Raw genomic sequence first — 2,570 nt, forward strand, 5'->3', positions numbered from 1 at the left:
GACTTAAGAAAAGCCGCCTTCCTATTGGGGATTTAAATATGTTACTAAGAATGCAGGGGATTTTCTCAGTTAAGGATGTGCATTTTGCAGTTTTGGAAACAAACGGAGAGCTGAGTGTTTTCAAAAAAGTTGCGCAGCAATCAGCGACGAAGCAAGATGTAAAAGCACAAATCGTTGTGCCGAAATATATGCCCTGCACAATCATTGCGGAAGGTAAAATCATTATGCGAAATTTGCAGGGAGCTGGCCTAACAGAAGAGTGGGTAATGAAACAATTGAAGAAACATGGCGTGAATTCAATACAACAAGTATTTTATGCCGAGATTGAATCGGATGGCACCATTTACATTGATTTAAGAGAAGACGATTGAAATACCGATAATATTTGACGAAACCTTTTCTTTTCATGGAAAAGGTTTTATATGTTTTAAAAGCAACCAATCTTTTGCTCATAGTTCGCCTCGGACATACGTATAGTGAGTTTAAAAGGTGGTGTCGTACGCGTTGAAACGCTGGATAGTAATTGGACTTTTATTGTTAGTTTCAGTAACGGTTGTGGTTTATGAAACGCAAGCTTCCGATCGCGCATTCTTTTTGCCTGCCCCTCTTGGTGGAATGAAAATTGTGGTAGACCCGGGTCATGGAGGAATGGACGGGGGAGCATCGGTGGGTGAGGTCGTCGAATCAGATATTACGCTTGCACTGGGAAAAGAGCTCGAGAAGGAATTAAAGAAGTTGGGTGCAGAAGTAGTCATGACACGTTCACATGCAGATGATGCAGTAGCGGAGCACAATCCAAAAGCAACTTTTCCGACCATTCGAGCTAGAAAACTCGCTGATTTGAAATTGCGTGAAGAAATGATTGTCAATTCAGATGCGGATTTATTTATCAGTGTTCATGTAAACTCCATACCAGATGCAAGATGGCGCGGAGCTCAAGTGTTTTACCATAGAGACGGCCATGAAGGTGGAGCGGCTATTGCAAAAGCGATTCAAGGTGCCATCCGGGAACATATCGGAAACACCGACCGTGAAGCATTGGCAATCAAACAAGTATATTTATTGAAAAAAGCAACTGTGCCGGCGGTCTTAGTGGAAACTGGTTTCTTAAGTAATCCTGAAGAACGAAAGTTGCTGACATCAAAAGATTACCAGGAGCAAATGGCAGAAGCGATTGCTGATGGCATTGAAAAGTATGTAGACAGTCAAATGCAATGACACGAATGACCATGTACCGGTAATTTAGAAAAGTTGACGAGTAACCGTTTATCAATCCTACCCACTCAATCTGGATACCTTACAACACTACCACCTCCAATTCGATATGATATACTATAGGACGAAATGTACATTGAAGGAGTGTCTAAATTGATGAATGAACAACAGGTCCGTGAAATGCTCGGGCAATTACTGGACCCTTTTTTACATAAAACGTTACTCGAAACAAATGGCATTAAAGAAGTATCCATTAAAGAAGAAAAAAATCACGTTAGCGTAAAGCTGGCGATTGCGAAAACAAACACTGCGGAACAAATGCAGTTGCAAATGAAAGTTGTAGACTCATTGAAACAAGCTGGCGTTGGTACAGTGGGGATTCGCTTTGAAGAATTACCTGCAGAAGTATTGGCACAATTCCGTGGAACGGCAACAGAGTCTGAAGCTCAGGATTTGTTGTCCCCATTAAATAAAGTGGAATTTATCTCAATTGCCTCAGGTAAAGGAGGCGTAGGGAAGTCTACGGTTTCCGTCAATTTGGCAGTGGCATTAGCTCGTTTAGGTAAAAAAGTCGGATTAATCGATGCGGATATTTATGGATTCAGCGTGCCAGATATGATGGGAATACAACAAAGCCCAAAAATTGAAGGCAATCGCATCATTCCAGTTGAACGTTTTGGTGTAAAAGTCATCTCAATGGGCTTCTTCGTAGAAGATAATGCACCTGTAGTATGGCGTGGTCCGATGCTAGGGAAAGTATTAGATCAATTCTTTAAAGATGTTGAGTGGGGCGAGTTGGATTATTTACTACTTGATTTACCACCTGGAACAGGTGACGTTGCACTCGATATCCATCAAATGATTCCAGCATCAAAAGAAATCGTGGTAACAACACCTCATCCAACCGCAGCATTCGTGGCAGCACGTGCTGGTGCTATGGCTCTACAAACGGATCATGAAGTACTAGGTGTAATTGAAAATATGGCATGGTTCGAGTCGAAAACATCTAACGAAAAAGAATATGTTTTCGGTAAAGGTGGCGGTCCGAAGCTTGCAGATGAGCTTCGTACAGAGCTTCTTGGGCAAATTCCATTAGGTCAACCTGATTGGAACGAGGATGATTTTGCACCATCTGTTTATTCACGTTTACACACAACGGGTAAAATTTATGAAGAAATTGCTTCAAAAGTCATTAATAAATTAACAAAATAATGTAAAACCCCCGCTCAGCATATTACGAGCGGGGGTTTCTGTTATTGTGGTTTATTTCCTCCGGCGTCTTTACTACCGCCACCAGATTCTTTTGATGGTGATTTCCCTTGTTCTTCAGTCATGCCAGCTGCTTTAATTAATTC

3 protein-coding genes are annotated in these 2,570 nt (G+C 41.6%); all 3 read left to right on the plus strand.

Annotated features, from left to right (window positions below):
- Window positions 1-371: DUF421 domain-containing protein (locus AC1DSB_RS17825; RefSeq protein WP_477587259.1), on the plus strand; the 371-nt coding region annotated here is incomplete at its 5' end.
- A gap of 133 nt (window positions 372-504) precedes the next feature.
- Window positions 505-1,218: an N-acetylmuramoyl-L-alanine amidase gene (locus AC1DSB_RS17830; protein ID WP_342542700.1), complete on the plus strand. Its 714-nt coding sequence runs from the start codon at window positions 505-507 to the stop codon at window positions 1,216-1,218.
- A gap of 150 nt (window positions 1,219-1,368) precedes the next feature.
- Complete coding sequence (locus AC1DSB_RS17835; RefSeq protein WP_477531069.1) at window positions 1,369-2,427, plus strand: P-loop NTPase; 1,059 nt, start codon at window positions 1,369-1,371, stop codon at window positions 2,425-2,427.
- Window positions 2,428-2,570: the final 143 nt, after the last annotated feature.

It is taken from the genome of Paenisporosarcina sp. P4_E4_2, from assembly GCF_056401595.1.